Annotated in this window: 13 protein-coding genes; 3 read left to right on the top strand and 10 right to left on the bottom strand. The window is 63.7% G+C overall.

Annotated elements, in window-relative coordinates:
• Window positions 1-161: 161 nt before the first annotated feature.
• The 3 genes from GRS80_RS00065 to GRS80_RS00055 all read right to left on the bottom strand — a co-directional run bounded on the left by GRS80_RS00065 (window position 162) and on the right by GRS80_RS00055 (window position 4160).
• Complete coding sequence (locus tag GRS80_RS00065; protein ID WP_160045764.1) at window positions 162-2000, bottom strand: acetyl-CoA carboxylase biotin carboxylase subunit; 1839 nt, start codon at window positions 1998-2000, stop codon at window positions 162-164.
• Window positions 2001-2253: 253 nt separating this feature from the next.
• The gene (locus GRS80_RS00060; protein ID WP_160045763.1) at window positions 2254-2616 is read right to left on the bottom strand and encodes a hypothetical protein; all 363 of its coding nucleotides are present in this window, start codon (window positions 2614-2616) and stop codon (window positions 2254-2256) included.
• Window positions 2616-4160 carry a carboxyl transferase domain-containing protein gene (locus tag GRS80_RS00055; RefSeq protein WP_160045812.1) on the bottom strand — a complete coding sequence of 515 codons (1545 nt, stop codon included), beginning with the start codon at window positions 4158-4160 and terminating at the stop codon, window positions 2616-2618. The genes GRS80_RS00060 and GRS80_RS00055 overlap by 1 nt, the downstream gene beginning before the upstream one ends.
• 158 nt (window positions 4161-4318) lie before the next feature.
• Between GRS80_RS00055 and GRS80_RS00050 the strand changes: the two genes are divergently transcribed.
• Window positions 4319-5611, top strand: coding sequence for an ABC transporter substrate-binding protein (locus GRS80_RS00050; RefSeq protein WP_160045762.1), 1293 nt, complete (start codon window positions 4319-4321; stop codon window positions 5609-5611).
• A gap of 141 nt (window positions 5612-5752) precedes the next feature.
• Window positions 5753-6418, top strand: coding sequence for an HD domain-containing protein (locus tag GRS80_RS00045; RefSeq protein WP_160045761.1), 666 nt, complete (start codon window positions 5753-5755; stop codon window positions 6416-6418).
• A gap of 53 nt (window positions 6419-6471) precedes the next feature.
• On the opposite strand, the gene GRS80_RS00040 is transcribed toward GRS80_RS00045, so the two are convergent.
• The 7 genes from GRS80_RS00040 to GRS80_RS00010 form a co-directional block, all read right to left on the bottom strand.
• Complete coding sequence (locus tag GRS80_RS00040) at window positions 6472-7176, bottom strand: ABC transporter ATP-binding protein (RefSeq protein WP_160045760.1); 705 nt, start codon at window positions 7174-7176, stop codon at window positions 6472-6474.
• Window positions 7176-8051 carry an ABC transporter ATP-binding protein gene (locus tag GRS80_RS00035; RefSeq protein WP_160045759.1) on the bottom strand — a complete coding sequence of 292 codons (876 nt, stop codon included), beginning with the start codon at window positions 8049-8051 and terminating at the stop codon, window positions 7176-7178. Before GRS80_RS00035 ends, GRS80_RS00040 begins: the two co-directional genes overlap by 1 nt.
• Complete coding sequence (locus tag GRS80_RS00030) at window positions 8044-9363, bottom strand: branched-chain amino acid ABC transporter permease (RefSeq protein WP_160045758.1); 1320 nt, start codon at window positions 9361-9363, stop codon at window positions 8044-8046. The genes GRS80_RS00035 and GRS80_RS00030 overlap by 8 nt, the downstream gene beginning before the upstream one ends.
• On the bottom strand, window positions 9360-10478 hold the full coding sequence (locus GRS80_RS00025) for a branched-chain amino acid ABC transporter permease (RefSeq protein ID WP_160045757.1): 1119 nt from the start codon (window positions 10476-10478) through the stop codon (window positions 9360-9362). Before GRS80_RS00025 ends, GRS80_RS00030 begins: the two co-directional genes overlap by 4 nt.
• A 124-nt stretch (window positions 10479-10602) precedes the next feature.
• Window positions 10603-11490: a metallophosphoesterase gene (locus GRS80_RS00020; RefSeq protein ID WP_160045756.1), complete on the bottom strand. Its 888-nt coding sequence runs from the start codon at window positions 11488-11490 to the stop codon at window positions 10603-10605.
• Between the two features lie 8 nt (window positions 11491-11498).
• Window positions 11499-13340 carry a hypothetical protein gene (locus tag GRS80_RS00015; RefSeq protein ID WP_160045755.1) on the bottom strand — a complete coding sequence of 614 codons (1842 nt, stop codon included), beginning with the start codon at window positions 13338-13340 and terminating at the stop codon, window positions 11499-11501.
• Window positions 13337-14638, bottom strand: coding sequence for a Single-stranded DNA binding protein (locus GRS80_RS00010; protein WP_160045754.1), 1302 nt, complete (start codon window positions 14636-14638; stop codon window positions 13337-13339). Before GRS80_RS00010 ends, GRS80_RS00015 begins: the two co-directional genes overlap by 4 nt.
• A 216-nt stretch (window positions 14639-14854) precedes the next feature.
• On the opposite strand from GRS80_RS00010, the gene GRS80_RS00005 reads away from it, so the two are divergent.
• On the top strand, window positions 14855-15064 hold the full coding sequence (locus GRS80_RS00005; protein ID WP_160045753.1) for a hypothetical protein: 210 nt from the start codon (window positions 14855-14857) through the stop codon (window positions 15062-15064).
• Window positions 15065-15169: the final 105 nt, after the last annotated feature.

The following is a 15169-nucleotide window of genomic DNA, read 5'->3' as shown; positions in this document are numbered from 1 at the left end:
GGCGTGCCAGTCGAACAGCGTCCTCGGCTTCGGGCGTCCGTGTGGGTGTCACGTGTGTCCACCGAAAACGCCGACTCGGCGTGCAATCTGTGTGTTCGAGCGAACCAGCGCCGTCGCTTTCCCGAACCGGGTCGTCTCGCTCGGGCCTGACCCGGCTCGTCTCACTCGAGGACGACGAGCGTCTCTCCCATGTCGACGCTATCCCCTTCCGCGACGGCGATCTGGCTGACGGTGCCGCCCGTGGAGGCGACGATGTCGTTTTCCATCTTCATCGCCTCGAGCACGACGAGGACGTCGCCGGCGGCGACCTCGTCGCCCTCCTCGACCTCGATATCGAGGATCGTTCCCTGCATCTCGGCGTCGACCGTCTCCCCGCTGCCGGCGACGTCCGTCGTCGACTCGTCCTGACTCCCGCCGGCGGGCTGGGGTGGACCGGCCGAGTTTCCGGTGTCGACGTCGCCGGTCGGGATCGCGGGTGCGCCGCGTTCCTCGAGTTCGACCTCGAACCGCTTGCCGTTGACCTCGACGGTGAACTCCCGTTCGACCGTCTCCTCGTCGTCACCGTCGGCGGATTCGGTGTCGGTGCCCCACTGCTCCTGGGCGTCGGCGATCCGACTCTCGTCGAGTTCCTCGTCCAGGTACTTCGTGGTGTGCGTGCTCTCGACGAACCGCTCGTCCGAAAGCATCAGGCGGTGAAACGGGATGATCGTCGGGATCCCATCGATCTCGTACTCACGGAGTGCACGAAGCGACCGTTCGAGACACTCCTCGCGGTCCTCGCCCCAGACGATCAGCTTCGCGATCATCGAATCGTAGTCGGTCACGAGGTCGTCTCCCTGTCGAAGCGCGTCGTCGAGACGAACGCCGATTCCACCCGGCGAGTCGTACGTCTCGAGGGAGCCGCCAGTCGCCGGAGCGAACTCTTCGGCTGCGTTCTCGGCGTTGATCCGAAACTCGATGGCGTGGCCGTCGAACGTGACGTCGCTTTGCTCGAAGTCGATCTCCTCGCCGGCGGCGATTCGGATCTGGCGCTTGACGATGTCGAGTCCGGTGATCTCCTCCGTGACGGTGTGTTCGACCTGGATCCGGGTGTTGACTTCGAGGAAGTAAAAGTTCGTCTCGGGACCGAGCAGCTCGTCGGGGCCTCGACTGGGGTCTTCCTCGACGAGGAATTCGACGGTCCCGGCGTTCGTGTAGTCGGCCGCCGCGACTCCCCGGCGGGCGGCTTCGCCGATCTGCTCGCGCAGGTCGTCCGTCAGCGCCGCCGACGGCCCTTCCTCGATCACCTTCTGGTGGCGACGCTGGAGCGAACAGTCACGTTCGCCGAGGTGGCGGACGTTACCGTGTTCGTCGGCGAGAATCTGGACCTCGATGTGACGTGGGTTCTCGAGATAGCGCTCGAGGTAGACCGAATCGTTGTCGAAGTAGGCCTCGCCCTCGCGTTTCGCGCTCTCGAGTTGATCCTCGACGTCGTCCGCCGATCGGACGACCTTCATTCCTCGCCCGCCGCCGCCGCCTTCGGCTTTGATTGCGATCGGGTAGCCGTACTCCTCACCGAACGCTTCGACTTCCCCCGGGTCGGTGACCGGCTCCGTCGTGCCGGGAACGATCGGGACGTCCGCCTCCGCCATGATCGACCGGGCCTTGGTTTTCTCGCCCAGCGACTCCATCGCGTCGCTCGAGGGACCGATCCAGGTAATCCCGTCGGTCTCCTCGACTTTCCCCGCGAACTCGGCGTTCTCCGCGAGAAAGCCGTAGCCGGGGTGGATGGCGTCGGCGTCGGCCTTGCAGGCGGCCTCGATGACGGCCTCGTGGTCGAGATAGGAGTCGGCCGCGCGAGCCGGCCCGACGTTGTAGGCTTCGTCCGCGTAGCGGACGTGCCCGCCATCTTTGTCCGCCTCGGAGTAGATGGCGACCGTTCCGACGTTGAGTTCTTCACACGCTCGCATCACTCTGATCGCGATTTCTCCGCGATTCGCGACGAGAACCTTCCTGAACATCCTTTTCGAAACCGTCACGGGGCGACTACCTTACTTTTTCGCAACCCAACGAGTCACCGGATCTCGCCTGTCGGAGAGAATCGAACCCGACTCAGGTCGGACGTCCAACTCATACGGCCTGCGATGGGCCTGTATCGGCCGATCACGGAACGGTGAGCGATCGGCCGGCAATCATACGGTTTCCTGTCAGTCGGGACCGCCGAACCCGCGACCGGTCTGTGGGTTCAACGGTACAACGGTACACCAATCCGTCTCAGAACCGGTCGGTTCGCCCGGCAGCGCTCCACGGATCCGTCGGTGCCTCCCGGGGGATACGGACCGTCCGCTGTTGCTGGGCGCGGATTCGACCGGCGAACGACCACCGCTTTTCGTCCCACGTCTCCTCGCTCGAGGCGGCAGCCGCCGCGGCCGCACGGGCGTGATCGTGGAGGTGAGCGCCGACGGCGGCGGCGATCGCAGCCGCCTCGTCGTCGTCCACGTCGGCCGAAATCTCGAGGGAGAGCCGTGTGTCGTCGTCCGCACGCGGTGAGTCGAACGCGGCTGGATCCGGCGTTTCCTCCCCGTTGCGACTCGACGCGCCCTCGCGGTCGGTTTCGGACTGTTGGTGTGTCGTCATCAGAGCGGGATGTTGCCGTGTTTCTTGTCCGGATTCTGTTCGCGTTTCGTCTCGAGCATCTCGAGGTCGTCGATCAGACGCGGGCGGGTCTCGGTGGGGACGATGACGTCGTCCAGAAAGCCCTTATCGGTCGCCGTATAGGGGTTGGCGAACTCCTCGCGGTACTCCTCGATGAGTTCGTCCCGGAGTTCGTCGGGGTTCTCGGCCTCGGCGAGTTCGTCGCGGTAGAGGAGGTTCACGGCACCTTGTGGGCCCATAACGGCGATTTCGGCGGTCGGCCAGGCGTAGTTGACGTCCGCGCCAAGGTTCTTCGAGGCCATCACGCAGTAGGCCCCGCCGTAGGCTTTCCGAGTGATGACCGTCAGCAGCGGGACGGTCGCTTCGGCGTAGGCGTAGAGCAGTTTCGCACCGTGGCGGATGATGCCGCGGTGTTCCTGGTCCGTACCCGGCATGTAGCCGGGAACGTCGACGAAGGTGACGATCGGGATGTTAAACGAGTCACAGAAGCGGACGAACCGCGACCCCTTCATCGAGGAGTCGACGGTGAGCGTGCCGGCGTTCACCCGCGGCTGGTTGGCGACGATCCCGACCGACCGGCCATCGAGGCGGGCGAAGCCGACGACGATCTCCTGTGCGAATTTGTCGGCGACCTCGAAGAACGATCCCTCGTCGACGACGCTATCGACGACATCGACGATGTCGTAGGGTTTCTGCGGACTCGGCGGAACGATCTCGTTGAGTTGCTCGTCGCGCCGATCGGGGTCGTCCCACGGGTCGATTCGAGGTGGATCCTCGACGTTGTTCTGTGGGAGATACGAGAGGAGACGTTTGATGTCGTCGAGTGCCTGTTCTTCGCTTTCGCAGGCGAACTGTGCCACACCGGTTTTGCCGGCGTGTGTCATCGCCCCGCCGAGTTCCTCGTGGGTGACCTCCTCGCCGGTGACGGTCTTGGTGACGCCGGGGCCCGTGATGTACATGTGGCTGGTCTCTTTGACCATGAAGATGAAGTCGGTGATCGAGGGGGAGTAGACGGCACCGCCCGCACACGGACCCATTATCGCCGAAATCTGGGGAACGACACCGCTTGCCTCCTGGTTCCGGCGGAAGATCTCGGTGAATCCGGCGAGACTCTTGACGCCTTCCTGAATCCGGGCCCCCGCCGAATCGTTGAGTCCGATGATCGGCGCGCCGACTTCCATCGCGCTGTCCATTACCTTACAGATCTTCTCGGCGAAGACTTCGCCGAGCGAGCCGCCGAAGATCGTAAAGTCGTGGGCGAAGACGAACACCGTTCGTCCGTCAACCTCGCCGTAGCCGGTCACGACGCCGTCGCCCGGTATCTTCTTTTCTTCCATTCCGAACTGGCTCGTCTGGTGGGTGCGAAGCTGATCGAACTCCGTGAACGTTCCCTCGTCGAGGAAGTACTCGATGCGCTCGCGGGCCGTCATCTTTCCTTTCTCGTGTTGTTTCTCGATCCGCTCTTCGCCACCGCCCAGACGAGCCTCCTCGCGGAGTTCCTCGAGTTCGTCGATACGATCTTCCATCGTCATGGGTGCCCTCTCCCTGCGTCGTTCATCGCGGGAAGAAACGGCGAGGCAAATGAAAAGCGTTCTGCAATTCGAAACCGACACCGCGAGTGTCGAGTTCCGGTTTCGCTTGCTCACACAAACACTTTATATTCATACTCACCATTGGCTTGCATATGGCACGGAATGTCAGCAGACGAAGGGTGCTTGGTGGAATCGGTGCTGGAACCGGAATCGCGCTTGCGGGCTGTCTCGACGGAAACGGTAACGGAAACGGCGGTAACGGTAACGGTAACGGTGGAAATGGGAACGGTGGGAACGGTAACGGTGGCAGCGACGACCCCGACGTGATGGTCGGAACGTTGCTCCCCGTGACGGGTGACCTCGGCAGTCTCGGCGCGCCGATCCGTGACGCGGCGATCCTTCCTGGCAGTCAACTCGAGGACGAGGGCGTTGCCTACGAGATCGACATCCGAGAGGAGGACACGGAGACCGACCCGCAGGCGGGGATCAGTGGTGCACAAGCACTCGCCGACGCGGGCTACCCATCGGTCACCGGTGCCGCGTCATCGGCCGTGACGATCGCCGTCGCGGAAGACATCTTCTTCCCGAACGAGGTCGTCGGCATCTCGCCGGCGAGTACGTCGCCGGACATCACTGACATGGATGGCGATTACCTGCTTCGCACGGCGCCGAGTGACGCCTGGCAGGGAGAGGCGATGGCCGAGATCGCCTACGAGGAAGAGGGTGCGGAGACGCTGTCTACGTTCTTCCTGAACAACGACTACGGCCAGGGCCTACAGGACACGGTCGTCGAGAACTTCGAGGACCTCGGCGGGGAGGTTCTCGAGGAGGTTGCGTTCGAGCCCGAACAGCCGTCCTACGACTCCGAACTCCAGAGTGCGCTCGCGGACGATCCCGATCTGATGGTCATCGTCGGCTACCCCGACAGCGGCGAGCAGATCTTCCGCGATTACTACATCAACTTCGACAACGATCACACGATCATGGTGCCCGACGGGCTCCAGGATAACGCACTGCCCGGCAACGTCGACAACCCGATGTCGAACGTGATCGGGACGGCTCCGTCCGCTCGCGGGCCGGAAGCGGAGACGTTCAACGACCTGTACGAAGACACGTACGGCGACGGCCCGGGCGTCTTCACTGGCCAGGCCTACGACGCGACTGCCGTGCACATCCTCGCACAGCTCAGAGCCGACGATCTCTCCGGTCCCGCCGTGAGCGCGGAGATCCGCGAGGTCGCCAACCCGGGAGGCGAGGAGATCGGTCCGAGCAACCTCGCCGACGGCCTCGACATGGCCGCAAACGGCGAGGAGATCCAGTACCAGGGCGCCTCGAGCGTCGTCAACTTCGACGAAAACGGCGACATGGAGGCAGTCACGTACGACCTCTTCGAGTTCGACGAGGACGGCTACCACATCACCGAGACGATCGAGTTCGAGTCCTAACTCGACCAATCCGAGCCTGACAGTTTTTTCGACGGTTCGAACCTCCTCGAGCGAACGCTTTCGAACGGAGCGTCCGGTTCCGTTCGTCGGAGGTTCGTTTCACAACCGACATGGCGGTAACGTATCGTTTCTCACGTACGAATGTCCGCTGGATTACCTGCCCTTTCTCGCGAATTATCGCTCCCGTACTACGACGACGCGCTCCCGGCACACGACGAGTTCCACGCGAACCGGGTTCGAACTGTCGCCCTCCGATTGGCCGACGAAAGCGAAGAGGACGTCGATCGGCATAGCCTCTCCGCAGCGGCGTGGCTCCACGACATCGGCCGGCCCCGGAAGCGGTCTGGAGAGATCGACGATCACGATCGGTGGGCTGGGACAGAGGCGAGGACCCTCCTCGAGGGGGAGGGCGTTCCAACCGACGACATCGACTCCGTCGAACACTGTATCCGAACGCACAGCATTCGATCCAGTTCGCCGGAGCCGGAGACGCTCGAGGCGAAGTTACTCTTCGATGCGGACAAACTGGACACGACCGGCGCAGTCGGCATCGTCCGCCTGGCCTGTATCGTCGGCGAGCGAGCGGGCAGGGCGGGCGAGCGCTACGCGGTGATCGACGACTCGTCGGCTCCCGGGACGGAGACGCCCGACGTTCCGGACATCTCCCTTCTCCGGGAGTGGGCGACGGAGCGCCTGGACGTGATGTACACCGAACCCGACCGACGTCTCGGTGCGTCCCGTTGGGAGTTCATGCAACGGTTTTTTTCGCGGTTCGAGAACGAAGTCGGCGTCGAAGCGAAGCGCTAACGCGGCAATCGGGATGGCTTTCGAAAATCGGCGACGGCCTCGAGCGGAATCCGCTATCCGCCGAGGAAGTCCTGTCGAACCTGGTCGTCGGCGAGCAACGCGTCGCCGCTGTCCTCGTACCGGTTCTGGCCCTGGACGAGGACGTAGCCCCGATCACAGCGCCGGAGCGCCTCCTTTGCGTTCTGTTCGACGAGCAGGATGGCGGTGCCGTCGTCGTTGATCTCGTCGATGCGATCGAACATGTCCTCGACCAGATCCGGTGCGAGACCAGCACTCGGCTCGTCGAGCATCAACAGATCCGGCTCGAGCATGAGCGCCCGGCCCATCGCGAGCATCTGCTGTTGGCCGCCGCTCATCGTTCCGGCCTTCTGATCGCGTCGTTCCGCCAGGATCGGGAACCGATCGAAGATGGTCGCAAGGCGGTCCTCGGGAACCTCGTCTAAGATGTAGGCGCCCATCTCGAGGTTCTCGATGACCGACAGCGACGGGAAGACGTTGTCGTTCTGGGGGACGTAGCCGACGCCGGTCTGGATGATGTCCTCGGGTCGGTAGCCGTGAATCTCGCTGTCGTCGAAGACGATCGAGCCGCCCATATACTTCGTCAGCCCGAAGATCGACTTCATCACCGTCGATTTGCCGGCACCGTTCGGGCCGACGATGGTGACGTACTCGCCGTCGGCGACGTCGAGGTCGACACCCTCTAGGATCTGGAGATCGCCGTAGCCGGCGTCCAGATCCGACACCTCGAGTAACGCCATCAGATCTCACCTCCGAGGTAGGCCTCGATCACTTCCTCGTTGGCTTTGATCTCTGCCGCCTCGCCCTCGGCGAGGACGGTTCCCTGGTGCATGACGATGACGTGTTCGCAGTGGTTCATAATGACGTCCATATCGTGCTCGACGAGCAGGAACGTGTAGCCCTGATCCTGGAGTTCGTGGATGTGAGAGAGGAGTTTCTTCTCGAGTGAGGGGTTAACGCCTGCCATCGGCTCGTCCAGCAGCAGCATCTCCGGATCGGTCAACAGCGCCCGTGCCATCTCGAGCAGTTTTCGCTGTCCGCCCGAGAGGTTGCCGGCGTACTCGCCGGCGAGATGGTCGATCTCGAAGAACTCGAGCATCTCCCACGCGCGCTCGCGCAGTTCCTCTTCCTGTTCGACGACGTCGCGCCGAGCGATCGGTGCGACCGATCGCCAGAGCGACTCCCCGAGCTGGTTTTTCGGCGCAAGCATCATGTTCTCTAAGACGGTCATTTCGGGGAGTTCGCGGGCGATCTGGAACGTTCGAACGAGTCCCTGATTTGCGACCTGGTAGGGGTCTCGACCCGTGATGTCCGTTCCTTCGAAGACGATGGACCCCTCGTTCGGCGTGTAGACGCCCGTGATACAGTTGAACGTCGTCGACTTGCCGGCTCCGTTCGGGCCGATCAGCCCGGTGATGGTTCCGCGTTCGACCTGAAAGCTCGCACCGTCGACGGCGGTGATGCCGCCGAACCGTTTGACGAGGTCGTCGACCTGAAGGATCGGCTCGTCGACCGTCCGTCGGCCGGTAGTCTCTGTGACCTCCTCGGCCGACTCCGTCCTCGCCGAGTTATCGGCCACGGTGTCGGACCCGACGTTCGTCTCGGCGTCACTCATCGGTCTCACCTCCGTCGGTCGCCGTTGGACGACGCGAAATGTCGGTCGCGGCGGCGAGTTCCTTTCTGTGCCCGAGCAGTCCGTCCGGCTTCCAGATCATGAGCACGATCAGGACGACGCCGACGAGGACGAACCGGAGTTCGTCGAGCGTTCCGATGACGTAGCCGAGCATCGGGAGCGGATCGCCCGAGGCTAGCTCGAGGAACGCGTCGTAGATCGTCTGTGGGCTCCGAACGTCGACGTTAGCTCGAACGATGCTCCTGATGAATCGGGGACCTTGCCAGAGGAACGCGGCGAATGCGAACGCGCCGACGATGCTTCCGGTGTTCGATCCGGAGCCGCCGATGATGAGCGCGACGAAGATGTAGAACGTCACGATCGGCATGAAGCTGTCCGGATTGACGCGGCTCTGACTCCCCATCCAGAGGATGCCCGCGAGCCCCATCAGCATACAGCCGACGACGAAGACGGTGATCTTCATCCGGTCTGTGTTCTTCCCGAGTGAGCGGGCGGCGAGTTCGTCCTCGCGGATCGCCTTCAGCACGCGGCCGAACGGCGAGTACGCGATTCGGGTGAGAAAGAGGTAGAACAGGACGACGAAGGCGATCAGTACGCCGGTGTAGAGTCCGCTCTGGATGATCGACGACTGGATGCCGGCCATCTCTCCGATCGCGAAGAACTGATCACCCACAAACCCGATACCAGGCACGTCCAAAAGCCACGGGATCACGCTGTCGACCGGCGTGTAACTGATTCCGCTTCCGCCGCCGGTTCCGTACTCTGTCCCACCGATCTCGACGGAACGAAGCGATCCCGAGAGTAATGCGAGGCGGATAATCTCCGAGAAACCGAGCGTAACGATCGCGAAGTAGTCCGCACGGACCCTAAGTGCCGGAAGCGAGACGACGAGTCCCACGAGACCCGCCGCGAGCATTCCGCCGATGACGCCGATCGGAATCGGTAATCCGAGTCCGGCAGGCGAGCCATCCGGCGACGCGGTGAGGATCGCCATCGTGTAGACGCCGACGGCCATGAAGCCGGCGACGCCGATGTTGAACATCCCCGTATACCCCCAGTGGAGGTTCAACGCGAGGACGACGAGGGCGTAGACGGCCGCGAAGAACGTCACTAGCCGCATGAATCCGACGGTTTCGTTCAATCCGACGCCGGTCAGCAATCCGACGACGGCGAACGCACCGAACGTTGCCACGACCAGCCCGGCGATCAACAGGAGGTCCGTCGCCCACTGCGGGAGGTCGTTGTCCGTAACCTTCGCCCGGAGTTCGTCGATCGTGTCGGATGCGTCGCTCATGCTGTTTCCACCCCGCTGAACAGCCCGTCTGGTTTGAATATCAGTACCAAAATCATCAGTGTGAACGCCGCGATTTCGTTCAGGTCCGAAGGGATCCAGACCAGCGAGAGGTTGATCGTGAGTCCGATAACGAGCGAACCGGCGAGCGCACCGTAGATAGAGCCGATCCCGCCCAGGATGACCGCAGCGAAGATCAACAACAGCAGGAACCAGCCGAGGTTGATCGTGATCTGACCGCGGTCAAGAACGATCAGATAGCCCGCAACTCCCGCGAGCCCCGAACCGATCACCCAGGTGGCGAAGATGACGCGCTCGGTCGGAATGCCGGTGATCAACGCGAGGTCCTTGTTGTCCGACATCGCACGCATCGATTTTCCGAGTTTCGTGTACTGCAACAGGAGGTGAACGCCGATGATCAACGCGAGTGCGGAGATGACGAGTGTCGCCTCGTGGAGATTGATCGTTTCCATCGGAACGATCGACTGGATCGCCGCCGGCAACTCGGGCTGTGGTGGTGAAGCGACCACGATCCGCGTGTCGGTCGTGTAGACGAACGCGATGAGATATCGAAGCGCCAGCGCGACCCCGACGCTCGCGATCAACAGCGGAATGCCGCCCGCATCGCGAAGCCGTCTGTAGACGAGTCGATCGATGGCGAGTGCAACGAGAATCGTCACGATGGCCGAAATGACGAGGCCGACGAGAATCGCGATCGGTGCCGACAAGACATCCATCCCGACGCTTCCGGGCTGTGCACCGCCGTCAGCCCGAAGCAACAGCCGACTGCTCAGATCCGCAACGCCAAGTCCCCCGATGAGATAGGCGACCGTCCATCCGGAGAACGCCCCGGTCGTCACGAGATCACCGTGTGAGAAGTTCGCGAATCGGAGGATGCTGTAGGTCATCGAAAGCCCGATCGCGGCGAGACCGATGTACAGCGAGTCGACGATTCCGTTCCACGTATACGACCACAGTCTACCGAGGGGGAGTTCACCTGTGACGACCAATCGAACGAGATCGAGAACGAGTATCCCGATACCGGCCAACAAGAGCCCACCCACGACCTCCTGTGGCGTTAGGTTCGAAAGCCGCCCCCTTCCGTGCCCTGTACTCATACGTGCGAGTGTTACACCGCGAGTTGAAATAGTTCACGACAGATCCGCCGTCGACGCTGCATGTTTCGAAAACGACGACGCTCAAACCCGTCTCCCCTCGATCGTCGCCGTCGGGTGGCGAAGATTAGACAGCCCCGTACGCGCCGAGACGAGTGCCGTCGAGCAGGTACGCTTCGCCATCCGCAAGCCCGTCGGGAAGGAACGGCGAGAGAAACGACTGATCCGGGACGTTCACCCAGGTTCCGCCGACGAGGTCGTTGAACGCCGGCACCACGACGAGTTTCGGTCCACGTCCCCCCGGGAGCCATGAGACGTCGTCGTACTCGGGCCGATCACGAAACGGACCCGGATCGATCCGTCCACGAAGCCACGCCCGTTCCACCCGGCTCCCCCCGATCTCGTCCTCGAGTCGAACACAGGGATGTTCGTGTCCGAGACAGACCACGTCGCTCTCGAGAACGTCCGGCGCTGGCCAGGTGTGGCCGTGACAGACACCGAGACCCCCGAGTCGAACACCGTCGCCGGGAACGATGGTTACGCGCCCGCTACCGGCCGGCACATCGCCATCGTGGGCCGGGGATCCGGAATCGGCGCCGCTCGCCGAATCGTCGCCGTCGATCTCGGTCGGCTCACCGTCACCGAGCCAGGTTTCGATCAGCCCGTCGTGATTCCCTTTCACGATCGTCACGTCGAGGCTCGTGGGAAGGGATTCGAACAACACCTCGAGTTCGCCGCGTTCGGCGCCGCCGGGGTCGCCGATCGAGTGCATCAGATCGCCGAGAACGACGAATCGATCCGGATCGACGCGGTCCACGAGCGAAAGTACCCGTTCCCGACGGTCAGGGGCTCGTCCGGGAACGTCGACTCCGCGTTCGTACCGGAGCGCGTCTTCGTAGCCAGCGTGATAGTCGGCGACGAGGAGTGCCCGCTCGCACCCAACGGTCGCGATCGCAGCCGGTTCGCCCGGGACGGGATCGACGCGCGCCTTCGTGGTGGGTCGGTCGGCGTCCATTCGATACCCTAGATCGGCTTCAACGTTCCGTCGTCCGGTTCGTAACACCGACCGCTCATCAGCGCGTCCTGTATGGCGTCCTCGACATCGTCCGCGGCCACACCGGTCTCGTCGGAGACGGTCTCGACCACCGCCGCCCGATTCGCTCCGTCGCCGTCGTCGAGGTCGCCCATCGTTTCGACGACTCGTTCCTGAAGGTCGACATCCTCGAGGGAAGCGTCGTCCTCGGACTCGTCGTCCGCCGCCGGGTCGGCTTCCATCTCGTCACCGATGTCTTCGTCAGCCGCCCCGTCTTCGCTCGAGTCGGCCGGTTCGTCGACGGAATCAGCCGGTGCGGCGTTCTCGTCAGCTTCGAGATCGGTGGCGGCGTCGGGGTCGTCCTCCAGTCGCGACTGTGGCGGCGCACCGAGTTCGTCCGATTCGTCGCTCCCGTCGGCTCCGGACGTGGCCGCCTCCGGTTTCGCACTGGCGGTATCGGCGCCCGCCTCGGAATCGCCGTCCTCCGGAACGTCGATATCCGCTTTGCCGGGGTCGTCGACCTCGCTTCCAGTCGTGAACTCGGTGCCGAACTCGGCCTCGAGTCGTTCACGCTCCTCGTCGTCCATCTCGTACATTTCGTCGGCGGCGTCGAACTGCTCGGCGACGCTCTCGTCAGTCCCACCGTCGTCACCGGTGGATTCGTCGGTTTCGTCCGCGTCGTCGTCGGACGTCGACTGCGTCGGTTTCGTACGCTGTTCGGCACCGGTCGCTTCCGAATCGGGTTCGGCCTCGGTGGCGTCCGAGTCGGGTTCGCCTTCCGAATCGGTCTCGAACGTCGACTCGGAGTCGAGTTCCGACTCGGGTGCGTCGCTCGAGACCGCTCCGACGGACTCGGCGCCGGAATCGGTGCCGGATTCCACGGCGGCTGATGGCGCCTCGTCGTCCGTGTCAGTGGTTGAACCGCCGCTCGCCGACGCCGTGCCGACGACGGACGAACTGGCCTCGACTCCGGACGCTCGATTCGTCGCCGACTCGGGGTCGGTTCCGGATGTGGCTTCGTCGCCGGCTCCTGCGACCGACTCGGTCGGGGTGTCGGTCGTGGCGTCGACGTCGAGGTCCGTAACGTCCGCGCTCGTGAGGTCCGCGAGCGAGTCGAACGTCGTTCCGTCGTCTCGAGAGTCCTCGGGACCGACCGCGAGTCCCGACACCTGATCGCGCTCGCCCGCGACGACCTCGACCGCCTCTATCGCACAGTCTCGGAGCGCACGGAGATACGACGGCGTCGTCCCGTAGTGGCGCTGTGCAAGCGGGATTCCGGCCGCGAGTCCGTTCTCGACGCCCGCCTCGAGCAACGCGTCGGTGAGGTCGTCCCCGCTTGCCTCGAGTTCCGCTGCGCCGGCGTAGGCCCCGATCCGTTCGACCGTCTGCTCGGCGGCGCTGACGACCCAGCGGTCGCGGGTGTCGGGGTCGACCGTCGCGATACTCTCGGGTCGGATCGAGGTGTACACCTGATCGGAGTCCTCGGGCTGGAACGTCCGGGCTTTCCCGGTAACGGCGACGAACGCGGGTGCCTCGAGGGACTCGAGCGTCGCGAGTTCGTCGGGCTGGTACTGGCCGGCGTAGACGACGAACGCGCCGGTCGGATCGACGACGCGTGCACGCAGCATTTCGTCGTTGACCGACGTGACTTCGGTGAGCGTCCCGACGACGAACAGCCGGTTCAGCCGGGCACCGGTCGGTGAGACGACGTAGTTGGGCGCTCGTTCCTCGTCGCTTTCGGTATGTGACAGCGTCGCATCGTCGTACTCCGCCGCGAACAGCCGGTAAGCGATCTCGCGGCCCGGAATCTCCTCGTCTTCGTTCGCGCTCATGCGTCCACCCCCTCACGGTCGTCGACGCCGTCGATTTCTTGAAGGAATGCACGTGCGCGCGCCTCCGGATCGTCGTCTCTCTCCTTGAACGACTCCGCGTCGAGGTTCGCGCCATACTCGTCCACCGAGAGGTGACCGCGCACGCGGTACTCACGGCCGACGATCCGCTCGCGGATCGTGTCGGCGACGACCTCCTGGTCCATCGCCTCGCGGGCCTGTTCTAAGGCATCCTCTAAGGTACCGCCGTAGACCTGCTCGGTGAGTTCGTCGTCGAGGACGGCGGTGACGGTGCCGGTACCGTCGTCGAGGATCGCCTTCACGCGCAGGTCGTCGATTCCGTCGACCTCGCCGTGGGTGCGACACTGCCCCTTCTGGATGACCCGATAACACTCGGGACAGCGCTGGATGAGCCCGGAGCCGTCGCGGACCGCAATGAGGTTGCCGACGACGCAGACGTCGTAGACGCCACCGGTGCGAACCGCGTCGCCGATCTCCATCGTGGTCGAATCGGTGCCGACGTCGATCTCGCGCTCGAGTTCCGAAACCGTCGAGAACTCGGAGACGTTGACCTCCGGAACCCCGCGGAACTCCTGGACGTAGGCGTTCTCGATGCGAACCGGTCCGCCCTCCTCGATCGCGGGGGCGGGTTCCCAGTTCGTAAACGGGAGTCGGCCGCTCTCGTCGCCGAAGACACCGCTCAAGATCTCCGTCTCGCCGTCGCGGCCGTCAATCGTTCGCCGTTCACACTCGAGGACTGCAACCTCGACGTTGACTGCCCGATCGCCCGTCTGTACGTCGGCGAGTTGCGCGTCGCCGCCGATCTCGTGGGGAACGTCGAGTGGCTCCTCCGAGAACGACAGCGAGGTACTCTCGCCGAGATTGAGTTCGGGTTCGCCGTCCCACTCGCGGACGCCGGCGTTCCCGGCGGTGATCGTGTCGCCAGGCGAGAGGCCGAAGTCCTCCCAGGCGGTGTAGTCGATGACGCCCGTCTCGCCGGCGAGTTTCCCCTCGACGATGACGTGATCGGATCCCTGGTAGCGGATCGACCGCTCGCCGGCCGTCAGGACGACCCCCGTCACGGTGACGTTGCCGTCCTCGGGCGTGATCTCACCGATCTCCTTCGAAGACGGGGCGGAGCCGCCGCCGCTCGAGCCGTCGCCGTACTTCCGGCGCAGGCTGCCTTTCGCTTCGTCGATCGGGACGCTGTACTCGATCAGGTTCTGCAGGTCGGATTTGACCTCCTCTTTGTCGACACCGAGGTCGGAGGCGAGATCCTCGGCATGATCGTCGAGTTCCATCACCGGAAGTTCGAGCGGGTCCCTAAAAAGCGTTCCCGCACCGCGGTGGAAGTAGAGTAGCCACTGCACGTCGTTGTACACCTGATCGCCAGAGGGATCGGCGATCAGTGTGTAAATCGGTTCAGTTGTTACTATAGAGTACCGACTGGACCGATTCCGTCGCCCGACGCCAGACGACAGCGGTGGATTCATTCCGGTGGCCGATCCGGTGTCCCTATGGAACGAATCGGCGCGGCACTCGGCGGACTCGCGTTCGTCGCGGCAATCTTCGGCGGCATCGTCGTCATCAGGATCCTCACGAGGGCGCTGTACGCCGCCATCTGGTTCGCAGAGACGGTCGCGACGCTCGCGTTCGCCCTCCTGATCGGCTACGTTGTCTATCGCATTCTGCTCGGCTCGAGCGACGATCCCCGTCGATTCGATTGACACTGCCGGAGGCGGTGGTGCAGAAGGCTTCACAAGGAAGTGGTAGGACGAATTTGATGTGTCCAGCAGCAAAGCCGTCCTACCGGATAATGATACGGTCGCACA

It is taken from the genome of Natrialba sp. INN-245 (genome assembly GCF_009807105.1).
Lineage (GTDB): Archaea > Halobacteriota > Halobacteria > Halobacteriales > Natrialbaceae > Natrarchaeobius > Natrarchaeobius swarupiae.
The sequence above is the reverse complement of the archived record's forward strand: the minus strand, read 5'-3'. Positions and strand labels throughout refer to the sequence as shown.

Bases quoted from the DNA above. Each gene is read 5' to 3' on its own strand.
- GRS80_RS00065 (WP_160045764.1), bottom strand. From the start codon at position 2,000: ATGTTCAGGAAGGTTCTCGTCGCGAATCGCGGAGAAATCGCGATCAGA.
- GRS80_RS00060 (WP_160045763.1), bottom strand. From the start codon at position 2,616: ATGACGACACACCAACAGTCCGAAACCGACCGCGAGGGCGCGTCGAGT.
- GRS80_RS00055 (WP_160045812.1), bottom strand. From the start codon at position 4,160: ATGGAAGATCGTATCGACGAACTCGAGGAACTCCGCGAGGAGGCTCGT.
- GRS80_RS00050 (WP_160045762.1), top strand. From the start codon at position 4,319: ATGGCACGGAATGTCAGCAGACGAAGGGTGCTTGGTGGAATCGGTGCT.
- GRS80_RS00045 (WP_160045761.1), top strand. From the start codon at position 5,753: ATGTCCGCTGGATTACCTGCCCTTTCTCGCGAATTATCGCTCCCGTAC.
- GRS80_RS00040 (WP_160045760.1), bottom strand. From the start codon at position 7,176: ATGGCGTTACTCGAGGTGTCGGATCTGGACGCCGGCTACGGCGATCTC.
- GRS80_RS00035 (WP_160045759.1), bottom strand. From the start codon at position 8,051: ATGAGTGACGCCGAGACGAACGTCGGGTCCGACACCGTGGCCGATAAC.
- GRS80_RS00030 (WP_160045758.1), bottom strand. From the start codon at position 9,363: ATGAGCGACGCATCCGACACGATCGACGAACTCCGGGCGAAGGTTACG.
- GRS80_RS00025 (WP_160045757.1), bottom strand. From the start codon at position 10,478: ATGAGTACAGGGCACGGAAGGGGGCGGCTTTCGAACCTAACGCCACAG.
- GRS80_RS00020 (WP_160045756.1), bottom strand. From the start codon at position 11,490: ATGGACGCCGACCGACCCACCACGAAGGCGCGCGTCGATCCCGTCCCG.
- GRS80_RS00015 (WP_160045755.1), bottom strand. From the start codon at position 13,340: ATGAGCGCGAACGAAGACGAGGAGATTCCGGGCCGCGAGATCGCTTAC.
- GRS80_RS00010 (WP_160045754.1), bottom strand. From the start codon at position 14,638: ATGGAACTCGACGATCATGCCGAGGATCTCGCCTCCGACCTCGGTGTC.
- GRS80_RS00005 (WP_160045753.1), top strand. From the start codon at position 14,855: ATGGAACGAATCGGCGCGGCACTCGGCGGACTCGCGTTCGTCGCGGCA.